Annotated in this window: 15 protein-coding genes; 10 read left to right on the top strand and 5 right to left on the bottom strand. The window is 69.8% G+C overall.

All coding sequences use genetic code 11. From position 1 onward, the window contains the following. Nucleotides 1-423, bottom strand: a complete 423-nt coding sequence (locus tag AC5Y4H_RS05785; RefSeq protein ID WP_499979343.1) for a TOBE domain-containing protein — start codon at nt 421-423, stop codon at nt 1-3. 952 nt (nt 424-1,375) lie between these two features. Here AC5Y4H_RS05785 and mihF point away from each other — a divergent pair. The 5 genes from mihF to metK all read left to right on the top strand — a co-directional run bounded on the left by mihF (nt 1,376) and on the right by metK (nt 5,392). Continuing rightward, nucleotides 1,376-1,690, top strand: a complete 315-nt coding sequence (gene mihF / locus AC5Y4H_RS05780; RefSeq protein ID WP_007171927.1) for an integration host factor, actinobacterial type — start codon at nt 1,376-1,378, stop codon at nt 1,688-1,690. A gap of 34 nt (nt 1,691-1,724) precedes the next feature. Next, a complete protein-coding gene (gene gmk / locus AC5Y4H_RS05775; protein WP_499979339.1) occupies nt 1,725-2,396 on the top strand; it encodes a guanylate kinase in 672 nt (223 codons plus the stop codon). Nucleotides 2,397-2,469: 73 nt separating this feature from the next. Then, a complete protein-coding gene (rpoZ, locus tag AC5Y4H_RS05770) occupies nt 2,470-2,796 on the top strand; it encodes a DNA-directed RNA polymerase subunit omega (RefSeq protein WP_067827913.1) in 327 nt (108 codons plus the stop codon). A 23-nt stretch (nt 2,797-2,819) separates the two neighbouring features. Then, on the top strand, nt 2,820-4,085 hold the full coding sequence (gene coaBC / locus AC5Y4H_RS05765; protein WP_499979338.1) for a bifunctional phosphopantothenoylcysteine decarboxylase/phosphopantothenate--cysteine ligase CoaBC: 1,266 nt from the start codon (nt 2,820-2,822) through the stop codon (nt 4,083-4,085). 95 nt (nt 4,086-4,180) lie between these two features. Further along, complete coding sequence (gene metK, locus AC5Y4H_RS05760) at nt 4,181-5,392, top strand: methionine adenosyltransferase (RefSeq protein ID WP_499979336.1); 1,212 nt, start codon at nt 4,181-4,183, stop codon at nt 5,390-5,392. Here the strand turns inward: metK and AC5Y4H_RS05755 are convergent. Genes AC5Y4H_RS05755 through lipI form a run of 3 tightly spaced genes read right to left on the bottom strand, consistent with a single transcriptional unit; the run spans nt 5,376 to nt 8,881 of the window. After that, nucleotides 5,376-6,902 carry a flavin-containing monooxygenase gene (locus AC5Y4H_RS05755; protein ID WP_499979334.1) on the bottom strand — a complete coding sequence of 509 codons (1,527 nt, stop codon included), beginning with the start codon at nt 6,900-6,902 and terminating at the stop codon, nt 5,376-5,378. The genes metK and AC5Y4H_RS05755 overlap by 17 nt on opposite strands. A gap of 10 nt (nt 6,903-6,912) precedes the next feature. Continuing rightward, complete coding sequence (locus AC5Y4H_RS05750) at nt 6,913-7,884, bottom strand: alpha/beta hydrolase (RefSeq protein WP_499979333.1); 972 nt, start codon at nt 7,882-7,884, stop codon at nt 6,913-6,915. Between the two features lie 22 nt (nt 7,885-7,906). Beyond that, entirely contained in the window at nt 7,907-8,881 is a 975-nt protein-coding gene (gene lipI, locus AC5Y4H_RS05745; protein WP_499979330.1) for an esterase LipI, read from the bottom strand. Between lipI and AC5Y4H_RS05740 the strand changes: the two genes are divergently transcribed. The 3 genes from AC5Y4H_RS05740 to AC5Y4H_RS05730 all read left to right on the top strand — a co-directional run bounded on the left by AC5Y4H_RS05740 (nt 8,880) and on the right by AC5Y4H_RS05730 (nt 12,356). Next, complete coding sequence (locus AC5Y4H_RS05740) at nt 8,880-9,650, top strand: lysoplasmalogenase (RefSeq protein WP_499979324.1); 771 nt, start codon at nt 8,880-8,882, stop codon at nt 9,648-9,650. The genes lipI and AC5Y4H_RS05740 overlap by 2 nt on opposite strands. A 136-nt stretch (nt 9,651-9,786) precedes the next feature. Then, a complete protein-coding gene (locus AC5Y4H_RS05735) occupies nt 9,787-11,742 on the top strand; it encodes a primosomal protein N' (RefSeq protein ID WP_499979578.1) in 1,956 nt (651 codons plus the stop codon). Between the two features lie 128 nt (nt 11,743-11,870). Beyond that, a complete protein-coding gene (locus tag AC5Y4H_RS05730) occupies nt 11,871-12,356 on the top strand; it encodes a MarR family winged helix-turn-helix transcriptional regulator (protein ID WP_499979321.1) in 486 nt (161 codons plus the stop codon). Here AC5Y4H_RS05730 and AC5Y4H_RS05725 read toward each other — a convergent pair. Continuing rightward, nucleotides 12,353-13,183, bottom strand: coding sequence for a class I SAM-dependent methyltransferase (locus tag AC5Y4H_RS05725; protein ID WP_499979319.1), 831 nt, complete (start codon nt 13,181-13,183; stop codon nt 12,353-12,355). The two genes, AC5Y4H_RS05730 and AC5Y4H_RS05725, sit on opposite strands and share 4 nt — an antisense overlap. 185 nt (nt 13,184-13,368) lie before the next feature. Between AC5Y4H_RS05725 and fmt the strand changes: the two genes are divergently transcribed. Beyond that, nucleotides 13,369-14,316 carry a methionyl-tRNA formyltransferase gene (gene fmt / locus AC5Y4H_RS05720; RefSeq protein ID WP_499979317.1) on the top strand — a complete coding sequence of 316 codons (948 nt, stop codon included), beginning with the start codon at nt 13,369-13,371 and terminating at the stop codon, nt 14,314-14,316. Next, nucleotides 14,313-15,767, top strand: a complete 1,455-nt coding sequence (locus AC5Y4H_RS05715) for an RsmB/NOP family class I SAM-dependent RNA methyltransferase (protein ID WP_499979316.1) — start codon at nt 14,313-14,315, stop codon at nt 15,765-15,767. Before fmt ends, AC5Y4H_RS05715 begins: the two co-directional genes overlap by 4 nt. Nucleotides 15,768-15,821: the final 54 nt, after the last annotated feature.

Genomic DNA, 15,821 nt, shown 5'->3' with positions numbered 1-15,821 from the left:
CTAGTCCGACGCCAATGGGGTGCTGGGCCGCGCGGTTTCGACGATGACGGTGGTGGCCTTGACGACGGCCACCGCGACGCTGCCGGGGCGCAGCTGCAGTTCATCGGCGGCTTCGGTGCTCATCAGTGAGACGACGGTGAACGGACCGCACTGCATCTCAACCTGCGTCATCACCTTGTCGCTGACGACAGACGTGACCAGCCCGACGAAGCGGTTGCGGGCTGAGCTGCCGATGCTGAGCGGGTCCGCCGGCGGGGCGGGCGCATTGGTGCGGGAGAAGTGAGCCAGGTCCTCGCTGGCGATCACCTTGCGGCCGGCGGCATCGTGACTGACTGTCAATGTGCCCTGGTTGATCCAGCGCCGCACGGTGTCGTCGCTGACTCCCAGCAGCTCAGCCGCCTGGCGAATTCGCAGGTTGGACACTCATCGATCGTATCGGATTTCGCACTGCCCATTAGCTGCAATATGGGCGGGAGGCGCTCTCCATCCGTAATCACGGACCTAAGCGGGTCATATGGCCGCGGGTATGGGAGATAAGGAGGTAATGCGCACGGATCCGCCGGAACCGAGCAACGGTCATCACCGCGCGCGTCCGGCGGCGGCGGCGCAGCCTTACCGTCAATAACGCTGTAGCCCTTGATGATTGGTCAGAGATGGCGATGTACTGCGGCGAGGACGGTGCTGACGTCGAACGCGATGGGCCGCCCACCGACGCGGACGCCGCGGGTGACGAATGTGCATTCGTCGGACGCGCCGGCTTACCCGGCCTGCGCCCTCGACGGCGAAGTCCGGCGTCGCCGCGTTGGTTGCTGGACGATCCGCGCCTCAGTTCGCCCACAGCGGTCACTGGTCCGGCCCACGGGGAGGGCCCTGCCCGGAAGGGGCCTGCCGCGCGGATTCGGGCCTTTGAGCGTCTACCGAGGGCCCCTCAGGGCCGGCCTGACATCGTGGCACCGCGTCAGACGCCGCGTTGGCCTGCGTTTGACCGGCGACGCGACACGCGCGACACGCCGCAACAAATCCGTGATCCCTGGCACCGGGCCGGACGGCCGCCCGGCGGCACCATTTCCGGACGACCCGAACCGCCCGCCCCGACTCGCCTCGGTGGATAAAACCGCAGCTAGATGGCGCAACGGCGGGCTGAAATGTGGCGGATGCCGATACCGGGACGGTGCCGCCGGCGGCCGTGGTCGGCGCCCGTGGCGGCGCCGCTCCGGCCTGCCACGCGCGGGTCCATGCTGGGACTTTGCCCCCTTAAGCAGGGGGTCGGGTTAGATTTCGTCAGGTGGCCTGAGTACGGTCGTCTGCGCTGGCAGAAGTGCCGGCGAGACAAAATGAGATCGATTGAAATTGATTGATCAGATACGGAGGAATCGTGGCCCTTCCCCAGTTGACCGACGAGCAGCGCGCGGCCGCGTTGGAGAAGGCGGCAGCCGCACGTCGAGCGCGAGCAGAGCTGAAGGACCGCCTGAAGCGTGGCGGCACCAACCTCACCCAGGTGCTCAAGGACGCCGAGACCGACGAAGTCCTGGGCAAGATGAAGGTTTCCGCGCTTCTCGAGGCGTTGCCCAAGGTGGGCAAGGTCAAGGCGCAGGAGATCATGACTGAGTTGGAGATCGCCCCGACCCGCCGCCTGCGCGGTCTCGGCGATCGTCAGCGCAAGGCCCTGCTGGAAAAGTTCGGCTCCTAACCCGAGCCGTGGGCGCACCGGCCCAGGAGCGCCCGTGAGCGCCGGCGGGGGACCGGACGTCCAGCACGGGACACGTCCTGAACCATCAGGTAACGGACGTGTGCTCGTGCTGTCCGGTCCCTCAGCGGTCGGCAAGTCAACTGTGGTCCGATGCCTGCGTGAGCGGGTGCCGGACCTGCATTTCAGCGTCTCGGCCACGACGCGGGCGCCGCGGCCCGGCGAGGTTGACGGCGTCGATTACCACTTCGTCACCCCCGCCCGCTTCCAGCAGCTCATCGATGAGGGTGCGCTGCTGGAGTGGGCCGAGATCCACGCGGGACTGCATCGATCGGGCACCTTGGCCGAGCCGGTCCGCGCCGCGACCGCCCGCGGCTTCCCGGTGCTGATCGAAGTCGATCTGGCCGGTGCCAGGGCGGTGAAGAAGGCCATGCCGGAGGCCCTGGCGGTCTTCCTGGCGCCGCCCAGCTGGGAGGATCTCAAGGCCAGGCTCGTCGGCCGCGGCACCGAGACACCCGAGGTCATGGAGCGGCGGCTGGAGACCGCCCGCATCGAAATGGCGGCCCGAAATGACTTCGATCGGGTGGTCGTGAACAGCGAATTGGAGTCAGCCTGCTCCGAATTGGTATCCTTGCTGGTGGGAACTGCGCCGGTTCGCCATGATCCGTCTGGTCAGACCACAAGCGAGACCACATCCCAGCACGATTGACCACGAATTTTGAGTATCTTTCAGCGGCTTGTCAGTTCGAGAGCCGCTCCAATTCGCCAGGAGATTGACCTAAGTGAGCATTCCGCAGTCCGACGCGGCATTGGCCGCCGTCCCCGACCGGTTCGATCCGTCCGCCGGGGGACCGGGCGCGTACGACACCCCGCTGGGGATCACCAACCCGCCAATCGACGAACTGCTGGACCGCGTTTCGAGCAAATACGCCCTGGTGATCTACGCCGCCAAGCGAGCCCGTCAGATCAACGACTACTACAACCAGCTCGGTGAGGGCATCCTCGAGTACGTCGGACCGCTGGTCGAGCCGGGGCTGCAGGAGAAGCCGCTGTCGATCGCGATGCGCGAGATCCACAGCGACCTGCTCGAGCACACCGAGGGCGAGTAACCGGGCCGGGCCGGGCGCGCGCTGTGGACAACCGCGATCGGGTCGCGAAAAGAGTGATCGTCGGCGTCTCGGGCGGTATCGCCGCCTACAAGGCGTGCACCGTCGTCCGTCAGCTCGCCGAGGCCGGTCATTCGGTACGCGTCATCCCGACCGAGTCCGCGCTGCGTTTCGTCGGGGCCGCCACATTCGAGGCGCTGTCTGGACAGCCGGTGCACACCGGCGTCTTCAACGATGTGCCCGAGGTTCCGCACGTCCAGCTCGGCAAGCAGGCCGACCTGGTCGTGGTGGCGCCGGCAACGGCGGACCTGTTGGCCCGGGCGGTGCACGGCCGCGCTGACGATCTGCTCACCGCCACCCTGCTCACGGCGCGATGTCCGGTGCTGTTCGCGCCGGCGATGCATACCGAGATGTGGTTGCACCCGGCCACCGTCGACAACGTGGCGACATTGCGCCGCAGGGGTGCGGTAGTGCTCGAACCCGCCGCCGGGCGGCTCACCGGGACGGACAGCGGGTCGGGCCGGCTACCCGAGGCCGAGGAGATCACCACCTTGTCGCACCTGTTGCTGGAGCGCCAGGACGCGCTGCCCTACGACCTCGCCGGCTGCAAGATGCTGGTGACGGCCGGCGGCACCCGCGAACCGGTCGATCCGGTGCGCTTCATCGGCAACCGCAGCTCCGGCAAGCAGGGCTATGCGGTGGCGCGGGTGGCCGCCCAGCGCGGCGCGGAGGTCACCCTGATCGCGGGGCATACCGCCGGGCTGATCGATCCCGCGGGCGTCGACGTGGTCCACGTCAGCTCGGCCGAACAACTGGGCGACGCCGTGGCCAAGCACGCGTCCGAGGTGGACGTGCTGGTGATGGCCGCCGCGGTCGCCGACTTCCGGCCGGCCCGGGTTGCGGCCGCCAAGATCAAAAAGGGCCCCAAGGAGCAAGACCAGCCGCCGACGATCGAGTTGGTCCGCAACGACGACGTGCTGGCCGGCGCCGTGCGGGCACGCGCCAACGGTGAGCTGCCCAACATGCGGGCCATCGTGGGATTCGCCGCCGAGACCGGCGACGCCAACGGGGACGTGCTGTTCCACGCCCGGACGAAGCTGCGCAACAAGGGTTGTGATCTGTTGGTCGTCAACGCGGTGGGCGACGGCAGGGCGTTCGAGGTGGACAGCAACGACGGCTGGCTGCTGGCGGCCGACGGTACCGAGGCGGCGCTGCAACACGGCTCCAAGACATTGATGGCCAGTCGTATCGTGGATGCGATCGGCGCATTCCTGCACGGGGACAGCGGGTAAAGCGGCCGAGTTCTTCTCGGCACCGGACCAGGTGCCGGCGAGCCGACGCCAGTCGATATAATTCGGCTAACTAACTAATTGGAAGGATCGGCATTGTGAGCGAAAAGGGTCGCCTGTTTACCAGTGAGTCGGTGACTGAAGGACATCCCGACAAGATCTGTGACGCGATCAGCGACTCGGTCCTCGACGCGCTGCTGGCGGCGGACCCGAGCTCACGTGTCGCGGTCGAGACGCTGGTCACCACCGGACAGGTGCACGTGGTCGGCGAGGTGACGACGACGGCCAAAGAGGCGTTCGCAGACATCACCAACACCGTGCGCGCGCGCATCCTCGACATCGGCTACGACTCGTCGGACAAGGGCTTCGACGGGGCCACCTGTGGGGTGAACATCGGCATCGGCGCGCAGTCACCCGACATCGCCCAGGGCGTCGACACCGCCCACGAGGCGCGCGTGGAGGGCGCGGCGGACCCGCTGGACGCCCAGGGCGCCGGCGACCAGGGCCTGATGTTCGGCTACGCGATCAACGACACTCCCGAGCGGATGCCGCTGCCGATCGCGCTGGCCCACCGGCTGTCGCGCAAGCTCACCGAGGTCCGCAAGAACGGCACGCTGCCCTACCTGCGGCCCGACGGCAAGACGCAGGTCACCATCGAGTACGAGGACGACGTCCCGGTCCGCCTCGACACCGTGGTCGTGTCCACGCAGCACGCCGACGGCATCGACCTGGAGAAGACGCTGGACCCCGACATCCGGCAGCACGTGCTCAACACCGTGCTGGCCGAGCTGGCCCACGACACCCTGGACTCGTCGGCGACGCGGGTGCTGGTCAACCCGACCGGCAAGTTCGTCCTGGGCGGCCCGATGGGCGACGCGGGCCTGACCGGACGCAAGATCATCGTCGACACCTATGGCGGCTGGGCCCGCCACGGTGGCGGCGCGTTCTCCGGAAAGGATCCGTCCAAGGTGGACCGATCGGCGGCCTACGCGATGCGCTGGGTGGCCAAGAACATCGTCGCCGCCGGGCTGGCGGAGCGAGTCGAGGTGCAGGTGGCCTACGCCATCGGCAAGGCGGCTCCGGTCGGGTTGTTCATCGAGACGTTCGGCACCGCGACGGTCGACCCCGTCAAGATCGAGAAGATCGTTCCCGAGGTGTTCGACCTGCGGCCCGGCGCGATCATCCGCGACCTGGACCTGCTGCGCCCGATCTACGCGCAGACCGCCGCGTACGGGCACTTCGGCCGCACCGACATCGAACTACCCTGGGAGCAGCTGAACAAGGTCGACGACCTCAAGCGCGCGATCTAGGGCCGGCCGCCGGCCGGCCGCTGAACCGGTAGTCGTTCAGGTTGAACCGCCGGCTGCGCCAGTACACCTCGGGGGTGGTGCCCGGACGCAGTGGCACGTCGCCGTTCTTGTCGAAGTAGTAGCTGTTGGCGAGCTTGCAGCTGTCTTGCCAGAAGATCTGCCGGGGCCGTCGGCGCATCATCTCGGCGAAGTAGCGATCGTTGGCCTCCTCCCTGACCTCGACGCGTGTGGCGCCGAGGCGCTCGGCCCGCTTGAGGCAGCGCACGATGTGATGCGTCTGCGCCTCGATGAGCGCGAAATACGAAGAGCCGACGTAACCGTACGGTCCGAAGACCGTGAACAGGTTGGGGAAACCGGGCACCGTGACGCCCTCGTAGGCCTGCAACCGGTGTTCGTCCCAGAACCGGCTCAACGACCTTCCGCCGCTTCCGGTCACCGCGAACGTGGGCACGTTGTCGGGGTCCATCACCTTGAAGCCGGTCGCCAGGATCAGCACGTCGATCTCGTGGTTCTCGCCGTCGGTGGTGGCCACCGCGCCGGGCGTCACCTTGTCGATCGGTTCGGTGACCAGCCGCACGTTGTCGCGGTTGAAGGTGGCCAGGTAACCGTTGTGGAAGCCGGGGCGTTTGCAGCCGACGGCGTATTTCGGGGTCAGCTGTTCGCGCACGGCCGGATCCCGAACCTGTTGCCGCAGATAGGATTTCCCTAGCGCAGCCATCCTCTTGGCCAGCGGGATGACCGTGAAGTAGTGGGCCGAGATGGGGAAGGTGAGCTCCACGTAGGCCTGGCTCACTAAGCGTTGCAGGAACTTGCCGCCGGGGATGCGCATGGCCCAGCGCGCGGGCGCGGGCAGCGGGACGTCGAACTTGGGGAAGCACCAGATCGGCGTGCGCTGAAATACGGTGAGCGACGACACGATCGGCGCGATCTCGGGAATCACCTGCACCGCCGAGGCGCCGGTCCCGATCACCGCGACGCGCTTGCCGCGCAAATCCTGGCCGTGATCCCACCGGGCGGTGTGCATGGTGATGCCCCCGAAGGAGTCCACGCCGTCGATGTCGGGCAGGTTGGGCACCGTGAGCACGCCGCAGGCGCTGATCAAGAATCTTGCCGTGATTTCGCCGGCCGGGTCGGTCTGCACCCGCCACAGGCCGCGCTCGTCGTCGAACTCGGCGGTTTGCACCTTGGTGTTGAACCGGATTCGCGATCGGATGCCGTATTTGTCGGCGCAGTGTTCGGCGTAGGCCTTGAGCTCTCGGCCCGGCGCGTAGGTGCGCGACCAGTGCCTGCTCTGCTCGAAGGAGAACTGGTAGGAGAACGACGGAATGTCCACGGCGATACCGGGATAGGTGTTCCAGTGCCACGTGCCGCCGACGCCGTCGCCGGCTTCGATCACCAGGTAATCGGACAGCCCGGCCCTGTCGAGGTTGATCGCCGCACCGATGCCGGAGAATCCGGCGCCGATGATCAGGGTGTGATAGTCGGGGGCTTCCGCTTCGTTGGGGACCATCGTTGCCTGCCTAGGAGTGCAGCGCCTTGTGGAGCGCCGCCAGGCCGCGCTCGGCGGCCTCGGCGGCGGCTGGTATCGCCAGCGCGAAACTGACGAACCCGTGCACCAGGGTGGGCTCGTTGCTCAGCTCGACCGGCACGCCCGCGGCGTCCAGCAGCTCGGCGTAACGGGCCCCGTCATCGCGCAGCGGATCGTGTTGGGCGGTGGCGATGTAGGCGGGCGCCAGCCCGGACAGGTCCGCGGCGTTCGCCGGAGCCATGGTGGTGGGCAACGCCTTCGGCTTGGTGATGTCGAGGCCGGGCACGTACCAGGACAGAAACGCGTCGATGACTTCACGGTTCAGAATCGGCGCATCGGCGTTGTCGGTGTACGACGGTAGGGACAGATCCGCGGTGACCGTCGGGTACCACAGCAACTGGAAGCGCAGTTCCGGCCCACCGTTATCGGCATTGTCGCGGGCCAACAGTGCCGTCACAGCGGCGAGGTTGCCGCCCGCCGAGTCGCCGGCCACGGCGATGTTGCTCGCGTCGCCGCCGAGCTCGGCCGCGTTCTCGGCGACCCACCGCAGGGCGGCCCAGCAGTCGTCCACCCCGGCGGGGAACGGGTGCTCGGGGGCCAGCCGGTAGCCGACGGACACCACGATGGCCTCGGCGCCGACGGCATGGGCGCGGGCGACCGGGTCGTGGGTGTCCAGGTCGCCGAGGCAGAACCCGCCGCCGTGGTAGAAGACAACCACGGGCAACGGCGTGAGGTCGCTGTCGGGCCAGTAGATGCGCACCGGGATGTCGGTGAGCTCGCCGTGGGAGATTGTGCGGTTCTCAATCCGCAGCTCCGGCAGCATTTCGGTCGGCACCTTGAGCAGCCGGAGCCGCTTGCGGGCGACCTCGACGCCGTCGGCCTCGCGAAAGGTCATCGGATAGGCGTCGAGCAACGCCTTGAAGGTCGGGTCGATCCCGGGGCGGGCGGTGGTCGGCTCGCTCATGCGTTCACCGTACGCCGCGGGGTCACGGGTGCAGCGCCGTTCGCAGCGCGGTCAGCCCACCCTCGAGCGCCGCGGTGGCGGCGGGCACCACGCCGGCATAGCCGAGGTAGCCGTGCACCAGCGTCTCGGCGTTGTGCACCTCGGCGGCGACACCGGCGGCGGTCAGCAATTCGGCGTAGCGGATGCCGTCGTCGCGCAGGGGGTCGTACCCGGCGACGGCGATGTAGGCCGGCGCCAGATCGCTCAGGTCCTTCGCACGCCCCGGCGCCATGTCCGACGGCGGATCGGACACGTCGACTTCGCCCGCGTACCAACGGGAGAACGCCGCGACGGCCCCGACGTCCAGGATCGCCGCCGCGGCGTTTTCGGCGAACGACGGCAGCGACGCATCCCACATGGTCGACGGATACCACAACAGCTGGAACGCGATTTGCGGCGCGCCGTTGTCGCGCGCCCGGTGCGCCACCGCGGCGGAGATGGTGCCGCCGGCCGAATCCCCGGCCACCGCGATCCGGCCCGGATCGCCGTGCAGTTCGGCCGCGTTCTCGGCGACCCAAAGCGTTGCGGCCCAAGCGTCTTCGACTGCGGCGGGGTAGGGGTGCTCCGGGGCGAGCCGATAGTCGACGGCTACCACGATCGCGTCGGCGCCCACCGCGTGCTGGCGCGCCGTGCCGTCGTGGGTTTCGAGGTCGCCGATGACGAAGCCGCCGCCATGAAAATACAGCACGACGGGCGCGCCGGCGCCCTGCCGGTCACTGTCGAAATAGCCTGGCGGCCAATAGATCCGGAGCGCGATCGAGCCCGTGGGGCCGGTTATCGTGCGGTTCTCAACCCGCAGCTCGGGATGCATTGGCCGGCGCGGCAGGTCGCGGAACCGCTGGCGTGCTGCGCGGATTCCGTCCTCAGTGGATAGCCGGAAGGGAACCGCATCCAGTACCTTCTGCAGGATGGGGTCGATAGCGGGTTTCTCGTCGGCTGTGTTATCCAAGCTGCGCATGGACGTACCGTACGCACCACGTCTGGTGGCTGGCGCCTGGGTTGTGGCCGGCTGGGTGGCCCTCGGCTACGGCATCTACCTGACCGTGCTGGCGCTGCGCTCGCCGCCGGGAATCGAGCTCACCGGTCACTGGGTGTTGCAGCCGGCGTTCAAGGCCTCGATGGCGTTCCTGCTCGCGCTGGCCGCGGCGGGCCACGCCATCGTCCGCGAGCGGCGGTGGCTGATGCTGGCGCTGCTGCTCTCGGCCATCGGCGACTGGGTGCTGGCGATCCCGTGGTGGTCGCTCTCCTTCGAGGTGGGGCTTGGGGCATTCCTGTTGGCGCACTTGTGCTTTATCGCCGCCCTGCTGCCGCTGGTTCCGGCGTTTTCCGGCGCTTCGGAGAATGATCGCCCGTCGACGGTGCGTGTGGTTGCGGTGGTCCTGATGTGTGGGGTGTCGATCGCATTGCTGGCCTGGTTCTGGCCGCATCTGGGAGCGGAAAAACTGACGCTTCCGGTGACGGTCTACATCGTGGTGCTGACCGCCATGGTGTGCACGGCCCTGCTGACGAAACTCCCGACGATCTGGACGGCGGTGGGGGCGCTGTGTTTTGCGGCGTCGGACTCGATGATCGCCATCGGGCGCTTCATTCTCGGCAACGAGGCCCTCGCGGTGCCGGTCTGGTGGTCCTACGCGGCGGCCCAGATTCTGATCACGGCCGGCTTCTTCTTCGGCCGCGAGCTTCCCGCCGAGCCTGCCGGGGACGCCCCGGCGCCCGCCGAGAGCTGATTTGTCGCCGGTGTCCGGTACGCTGCGGACCGGACGGTAAAGCATTGAATGACAACATGATTCGCGGTCTGGGGACGCCGTGAGTCCCAGCGCGCGCACGCCCGTCGAGGTGGAGCCCATCGCCCGGGTGCTGCCGATGCTGTCGGTGCCGCATCTGGACCGGGAATTCGACTATCTGGTGTCGGCCGAACAGTCCGACGACGCCCAGCCGGGGGTGCGGGTGCGGGTGCGCTTCCACGGCCGGCTGGTCGACGGGTTCGTGCTGGAGCGCCGCACTGACACCGATCACCCCGGCAAGCTGGGCTGGCTGGATCGCGTCGTGTCGGCCGAACCGGTGCTCACCCCGGAAATCCGCCGGCTGGTCGACGCGGTCGCCGCGCACTACGCCGGCACCCGCCCCGACGTGTTGCGGCTGGCAGTGCCGGCCCGACACGCGCGGGTCGAGCGCGAACCCCTGGTCAGCCGCGATGCCGCGGTCCCGGAGCCCGTCGATCCGTCGGGCTGGGGCAATTACGGCCGCGGCGCTCAGTTCCTGGCCGCCCTGGCCGAATCGCGGGCCGCCCGGGGCGTCTGGCAGGCGCTTCCCGGCGAGTCGTGGACCGACCGGTTCACCGAGGCCGCCGCCCAGACGGTGCGGACCGGCCGCTCGGTGTTGGCGATCGTTCCCGACCAGCGCGACCTGGACGCGCTGTGGCAGGCCGCGACATTGCGGATCGACGCGGACAGCGTGGTGGCCCTGTCGGCCGGCCTGGGGCCTGCGGCCCGGTACCGGCGGTGGCTGGCGGCGCTGCGCGGCTCCGCGCGGTTGGTGATCGGCACCCGCAGCGCCGTGTTCGCCCCGCTCAGTGATCTGGGGCTGGTCATGGTGTGGGCGGACGCCGACGACAGCCTGGCCGAACCGCGCGCGCCGTACCCGCACGCGCGCGAGGTGGCGATGCTGCGCGCGCATCAAGCCCGGTGCGCGGCGCTGATCGGCGGCTACGCGCGCACGGCCGAAGCCCACGCGTTGGTGCGCAGCGGCTGGGCGCACGACATCGTCGCGGCGCGGCCGGTCGTGCGCTCCCGCACGCCGCGGGTGATCGCGCTGGACGACACCGGCTACGCCGACGAGCGCGACCCGGCGGCGCGCACGGCGCGCGTGCCGTCCATCGCGCTGCGCGCCGCCCGCTCGGCGCTGCAGGCCGGGGCGCCGGTGCTGGTTCAGGTGCCCCGGCGCGGGTACATCCCGGCGCTGGCCTGCGCGCGGTGCCGCACGATCGCCCGTTGCCGGCGCTGCACGGGCCCGCTGTCGCTGCTTGAGGGCGGCGCCGCGCTGGTGTGTCGCTGGTGCGGACGTGTCGACCCGGCGCGACGATGCGCGCGCTGCGGGTCGGATGCGGTGCGCGCCGTCGTGGTCGGTGCGCGCCGCACCGCCGAAGAACTCGGCCGCGCGTTTCCGGGCACGGCGGTGATCACGTCGTCGGGCGACGGCGTGGTCCCCGAGGTCGCGGCCGACCCGGCCCTGGTGGTGGCCACCCCGGGCGCCGAACCGCGGGCGCCGGGCGGTTATGGGGCGGCGCTGCTGTTGGACACCTGGGCGCTGCTGGGCCGCCAAGACCTGCGCGCTGCCGAGGATGCGTTGTGGCGCTGGATGACCGCCGCAGCGTTGGTGCGTGCCCGCGGCGATGGCGGTGTGGTGATGATCGTCGCCGAATCATCGCTTCCCACAGTGCAATCGCTGATCCGTTGGGATCCCGTGGGTCACGCCGAGGCCGAAGTGACCGCGCGGACCGAGGTCGGCCTGCCGCCCAGCGTGCACATCGCGGCCGTCGACGGGACGGCCGGTGCCGTCACGGCGCTGCTCGACGAGGCCCGGCTGTCGGATCAGGAGTCCCTCCACGCGGATCTGCTCGGGCCGGTGGACCTTCCAGCCGGCGTGCGCCGCCCGGCCGGAACCCCCGCCGGCGCCGCGGTGACGCGCATGCTGGTGCGCGTTCCCCGTCACCAGGGCCTGGCCCTGGCGGCGGCGCTGCGACGCGGCACCGGCGTGCTCAGCGCCCGGCAAACCCATGAGCCGGCCCGGGTGCAGATCGACCCCCTGCACATCGGTTAACCTTCACCGATCATTACCCTAGGCGACAATATGCACGTGCAATAATCTCTTTTTACGACATTAGAGTGTTGCTACACTTTCTAATCCTTAGCCGCCGAAAGGCCGGAAACCATCCGGAGAGGGGCGTTATGGCAGCGGATAACACCGCGGTTGACGAGTCGTTGGACGTCATCACGGATGCCCTACTTACGGCCTCCCGTTTGCTGATGGCCATCTCGGCCCGCTCCGTCGGGCAGGTCGACGAGACCATCACCATCGCGCAGTTCCGGACGTTGGTGATCCTGTCCAATCGCGGCCCGGTCAACCTGGCCACCCTGGCGGGTCTGCTGGGGGTGCAGCCGTCGGCCACCGGCCGGATGGTGGACCGGTTGGTCGCCGCCGGGCTGATCGACCGCCTGCCGCACCCGACGTCGCGGCGCGAGCTGCTCGCCGCGCTGACCACCCGCGGCCGCGACGTCGTCCACCAGGTCACCGCGCACCGGCGCGCCGAGATCGCGGCCATCGTGGCGAAGATGCCCCCGCCGGAGCGGCACGGGCTGGTGCGGGCCCTGACGGCCTTCACCGCCGCCGGCGGCGAGCCCGACGTCCACCTGGACGCCGACATCGACCTTTAGCAGCCCGTCCGCTTCCGGGCGGTCAGCAGCAGGTACTCCCAGCCCATCGTGCCGTTGGCCAGGTGCTGCTGCGCGAGTTCGACGAGCTGGGCGTCCAGCTCGGCCGTCAGCACGGGGTTGTGGCCGATGTTCGCGTATGCCTCGATCGTCGGGCCGTAGTGCCGCTTGAAGTACGCGTGCACGGCCTCGGCGCTGTCGAACCGGTTGACCGCCAACATGCCTCGCGCCGTGGTGATCTCGCCGATCTCGCTGCCGAGCAGCGCGGCGACGTAGCCCGGGCGCCCCCAGAGCGCAGCCGGCGGCACTGGGTGCGACAGGCTCGGCCGATAGGGGCGAATGGTGGCGAGCATGCGGCCGAAGAACCCCTCGGGGGTCCAGCTGATCACGCCGATGGTGCCGCCCGGCCGGCAGACCCGCACCAGCTCGGAGGCGGCGCGCTGTTGATCGGTGGCGAACTGCACGCCGATCGCGGACAGGACGACGTCGAACTCGCCGTTGCCGAACGGCAGCGCATGCGCGTTGGCTTCGCGGTAGTCGATCTTCAGGCCCCGCGCCTCGGCCCTGATCCGCGACCGCTGCAGCAAATCCGGGGTGAGGTCGGTGGAGACGACGGTGGCACCGGCGGCGGCGGCCGGCAGCGAGATGTTGCCCGAGCCGGCGGCGACGTCGAGGACCCGCAGGCCGGGCCGGATGCCGGTGGCTTCGACCAGCGCGGGGCCAAGGGGCGCCATCACTTCCTCGGCCATCAGGGCGTAGTCGCCCAGCGCCCATACCATGCGGGACGTTGCGGCGGCCGAAGCGTCGTTGATCGGGGTGTCGAGGGTCATGGAGACCTCCTGCAGAAGGGAAAAGGGTGGCCTTTCGACCTCGTTGCCGACATGATTTCGCGGTGCTTTCGCAACCGCTAGTTAATGGCTGTAAGAAATAATAGCCATAGGCAATAGTGTACGCACGCACATTCCCCACGCTCGGCCGGGTCGGATGCGGGTCCGCCGCTTCCTAGACTGGGCCGGTGCGTCTTGTATTCGCCGGAACCCCCGAACCCGCGCTACCCGCACTGCGCCGTCTTAGCGATTCACCGCGGCACGAGGTGATCGCGGTGCTGACGCGGCCCGACGCGGCGGCCGGTCGGCGCGGCAAGCCGGAGCCGTCACCGGTCGCCCGCGAAGCGCTCGATCGCGGCATTCCGGTGCTGCGGCCATCGCGGCCGAACTCGGACGAATTCGTCGCGGAGCTCTCGCAGTTGGCGCCCGACTGCTGCGCCGTCGTGGCCTACGGCGCGCTGCTGCGCGACGGCCTGCTGGCGGTGCCACCGCGGGGCTGGATCAACCTGCACTTCTCGCTGTTGCCCGCGTGGCGCGGCGCCGCCCCGGTACAGGCGGCCATCGCGGCGGGCGACAGCATCACGGGCGCCTCGACGTTTCAGATCGAGCCGAGCCTGGACTCCGGCCCCATCTACGGGGTCGTGACCGAGACGATCCGGCCGACCGACACCGCCGGGGAACTGCTTGAGCGGCTGGCTGTTTCGGGTGCGGCGCTGTTGTCGACCACGCTGGACGGCATTGCCGACGCGACGTTGACGCCGGTGCCGCAACCCGCCGACGGCGTCAGCATCGCGCCCAAGGTCACCGTCGAACAGGCCCGGGTGCGCTGGGACCTGCCTGCCCTGGTGGTCGATCGCCGCATCCGCGCCGTCACGCCGAATCCGGGCGCCTGGACGCTGATCGGTGACCTGCGCATCAAGCTGGGGCCGGTGCGGGTTTCCCAGGACGGCGCTCTGCCAGGGCCATCAGAACCCTTGTCGCCCGGCGCTATTCATGTCGATCGCAAGAGTGTCTGGATCGGCACGGGTTCGGATCCGGTCCGGCTGGACCAAGTTCAGCCGCCCGGAAAGAAATTCATGAATGCGGTCGACTGGGCGCGCGGCGCGCGGCTTGACGCCGCGGTGCGGGCCACATGAGCGGCGGGCGCGACCGAGCGCAGCGTGGCCGGCCGGAACGCAACCCGCAGCGCCGCGACCGCGGCCCCCGGCAACGGGACCGCCGACCACCGCGCCGGCCGCTGGACCCCGCCCGCGCCGCCGCCTTCGAGGTGCTTCGGGCGGTCAGCGAGCGCGATGCCTACGCGAATCTGGCGCTGCCCGCGCTGCTGCGTGAACGCGAAATCACCGGGCGCGACGCGGCATTCGCGACCGAGCTCACCTACGGCACCTGCCGCGCCCGCGGCCTGCTCGACGCCGTCATCGGCGCGGCGGCGGGACGCTCGCCGCAGGCAATCGATCCGGTGCTGCTCGACCTGCTGCGCCTCGGCGCGTATCAATTGCTGCGCACCCGGGTCGACGCCCACGCCGCGGTGTCCACCACCGTCGAGCAGGCTGGAATCGAATTCGATTCCGCGCGAGCGGGTTTCGTCAATGGAGTGCTTCGTGCCATCGCCGGGCGCGACGAGCAGTCCTGGGTCGCCGCGTTGGCCCCGGACCCGGCGCAGGATCCGATCGGGCACGCCGCGTTCGTACGTGCCCATCCCCGGTGGATCGCCCAGGCTTTCGCCGATGCGCTGGGTGCCGCCGCGACCGAACTCGACGCGGTACTGGCCAGCGACGACGAGCGGCCGCAGGTGCATCTGGCCGCCCGCGCGGGCGCCCTGACCACCGCCGAGTTGGCCGACGCGGTTGGCGGGACGGTCGGCCGATATTCGCCGTACGCGGTGTACCTGGCGGGCGGTGATCCCGGGCGGTTGGCGCCGGTGCGCGACGGCGTCGCGCTGGTGCAGGATGAGGGCAGCCAGCTGGTGGCCCGGGCGCTGACCCTGGCGCCCGTCGACGGCGACGGTGGCCGGTGGCTGGACCTGTGCGCCGGGCCGGGCGGGAAGACGGCGCTGCTGGCCTCGCTCGGTGCGCAGCAGCACCCGGGGTCCGGGTTCCGGCTCACCGCGGTGGAGCCCGCGCCGCGGCGCGCCGATCTGGTGGCCGAGAACACCCGTGGGTTGCCGGTCGACGTGCTGCGCATCGACGGGCGACACACGGATCTGGAACCCACCTTTGACCGGGTGCTCGTCGACGCGCCCTGCACCGGGCTGGGGGCGCTGCGCCGCCGGCCGGAGGCCCGCTGGCGGCGTCAACCCGCCGACGTGCCCCCGCTGACCAAGCTGCAGCGCGAGTTGCTCGGCGCCGCGATTGCGCTGACCCGTCCCGGCGGGGTGGTGCTGTACGCCACCTGCTCGCCGCACCTGGCCGAAACCGTCGGCGTGGTCGCCGACGCGCTGCGCCGCCACCCGGTGAGCGCCCTGGACACCCGGCCGATGTTCGCGCCCGTCGCCGACCTGGGCGACGGGCCGCACGTGCAGCTCTGGCCGCATCGGCACGGCACCGACGCGATGTTCGCGGCCGCGCTGCGCCGCGAGGCGGGGTAGCGCGCGGCCGCGCCGGATGTGAACCGGGCCGCGCGGCTCAGTAGTCTGGCGCTC

This window comes from Mycobacterium sp. NGS58 (assembly GCF_059812385.1).
Note: the sequence above shows the minus strand (reverse complement) of the source record. Positions and strands in the feature narration are given on the sequence as shown.

What these genes read in the sequence shown, in the direction of transcription:
- AC5Y4H_RS05725 (WP_499979319.1), bottom strand. Translation starts at nt 13,183, where the DNA reads ATGACCCTCGACACCCCGATCAACGACGCTTCGGCCGCCGCAACGTCC.
- lipI (WP_499979330.1), bottom strand. Translation starts at nt 8,881, where the DNA reads ATGCGCAGCTTGGATAACACAGCCGACGAGAAACCCGCTATCGACCCC.
- AC5Y4H_RS05730 (WP_499979321.1), top strand. Translation starts at nt 11,871, where the DNA reads ATGGCAGCGGATAACACCGCGGTTGACGAGTCGTTGGACGTCATCACG.
- AC5Y4H_RS05750 (WP_499979333.1), bottom strand. Translation starts at nt 7,884, where the DNA reads ATGAGCGAGCCGACCACCGCCCGCCCCGGGATCGACCCGACCTTCAAG.
- AC5Y4H_RS05715 (WP_499979316.1), top strand. Translation starts at nt 14,313, where the DNA reads ATGAGCGGCGGGCGCGACCGAGCGCAGCGTGGCCGGCCGGAACGCAAC.
- AC5Y4H_RS05755 (WP_499979334.1), bottom strand. Translation starts at nt 6,902, where the DNA reads ATGGTCCCCAACGAAGCGGAAGCCCCCGACTATCACACCCTGATCATC.
- AC5Y4H_RS05740 (WP_499979324.1), top strand. Translation starts at nt 8,880, where the DNA reads ATGGACGTACCGTACGCACCACGTCTGGTGGCTGGCGCCTGGGTTGTG.
- AC5Y4H_RS05735 (WP_499979578.1), top strand. Translation starts at nt 9,787, where the DNA reads ATGCTGTCGGTGCCGCATCTGGACCGGGAATTCGACTATCTGGTGTCG.